Origin of the sequence: Pseudomonas antarctica, assembly GCF_900624995.1 — a bacterium.
GTDB classification, from domain to species: Bacteria; Pseudomonadota; Gammaproteobacteria; order Pseudomonadales; family Pseudomonadaceae; genus Aquipseudomonas; species Aquipseudomonas antarctica.
Genome location: NZ_UYXQ01000252.1, coordinates 1 through 1,216, shown reverse-complemented (window position 1 = coordinate 1,216; position 1,216 = coordinate 1). Strand labels below are relative to the sequence as shown.

The 1,216-nt window shown below is 60.1% G+C and carries 2 protein-coding genes and 1 pseudogene; all 3 read right to left on the bottom strand.

What is annotated here, in order from left to right:
- A partial coding sequence (locus tag E0F99_RS29860; protein ID WP_130909138.1) for a tetratricopeptide repeat protein occupies window positions 1-519 on the bottom strand: 519 nt, incomplete at its 3' end.
- Window positions 519-1,004: a hypothetical protein gene (locus E0F99_RS29855; RefSeq protein ID WP_083358700.1), complete on the bottom strand. Its 486-nt coding sequence runs from the start codon at window positions 1,002-1,004 to the stop codon at window positions 519-521. The genes E0F99_RS29855 and E0F99_RS29860, both read right to left, overlap by 1 nt.
- Window positions 1,004-1,216: pseudogene (locus E0F99_RS29850) on the bottom strand (ATP-binding protein); the annotation flags it as partial. The gene E0F99_RS29855 and the pseudogene E0F99_RS29850, both read right to left, overlap by 1 nt.

Below are 1,216 nucleotides of genomic sequence, written 5' to 3'. Positions count from 1 at the left end.
CGCATTACTCGGATCGGCCTGCAACGCCTGGCGCGCGAATTGATGCGCCTGGTCCCAATGGCCGCTGGCACGATGAAACTGCGCCATGGCAACCAGATTGGAGGCGTCGTCGGGGCCCAGCTCCAGGGCTTTTTCCAGTGGTTCGCGGCTCTGCGCCAGGCGGCCGGTCAATTGATACAGTTCGGCCAGGCAGCGGTAATTGACGGGGTTGAGCGGTTCCATATCCAGCAGTTGGGTCAGGTGTTCCTGGGCCAGGCTGAATTTGCGCAGGGCAATCGCCACCTGGGCCGCCGCGTAGTGGGCCAACGGCATCTGTGCATCGGCCGCCAGGGCCAGCTGCACTTCACGCTTGGCCGCGTGCACCCGCCGCATGTTCATCAAACAGATCGCCAATAACGCATGGGCTTCAGCCGAATGCGGATCGCTGGCCAGCAACTGGCGCAACGCATCGATGGCGCCGTCATTGTGGTCAGCCTGTAGGCGTTGATAGGCCAATTGCAGCAAGTAATCGGTATTCATCAGCTCATCACCAGATACCAAAGGGTGCTGGGCACCCATTTGACGACCATGCCCTTGAGCACAAAGCCACCAATTAGCGCCAAGGGAAGACCAAAGCGGTTGAGGACACCGCCGTAGTACTGGTAAATCTCGATGGTCGCGTTCTGTTGCATATACAACAGGTAACCAATGCTCAATTTCCACACCACCAGCACCAGCAAGGCATATTGGATCTCGGCCTGGCTCTGGATGTAGCCAAAGCCTACCAATTGCAGCAAGCCGAACCCGATCACCACGCTGCCCACCAACGCCACGCCGGCCAGGACCCACTCACGCACGCGTGTCGGGCTGCCCACGGCAATCGAGTTGAACACAAACCATGGCAAGCCGAGCCAGGCACCGCCCAGCATCAGGCCCAGCAATGGCCAGAGCGGTGAAACCGCCCACTTGGCCAAGGCGCCCGGGCGCGGTTCATCTTCGATGCGATAACCACCGTACTGCGCCATCAGCGACCCTTCCCGTGTTTGTCGAGGAAGGCCAACACCTCGTCATATTGATTGCCTTCATTGGCATAGCGCGCGTAGTTGCGCGCCGTGGTCAGCCACTCCAAGGTGGTAGCACGCACGTCTTTCAACGCTGCCTTGAAATGGCGGTCGCAGATCGACTGTTCGGCGCCACTCTCGATCGAGGCTTCAATCGCCTCGTCGGCGGCGGTTTC

Bases quoted from the DNA above. Each gene is read 5' to 3' on its own strand.
- E0F99_RS29855 (WP_083358700.1), bottom strand. From the start codon at position 1,004: ATGGCGCAGTACGGTGGTTATCGCATCGAAGATGAACCGCGCCCGGGC.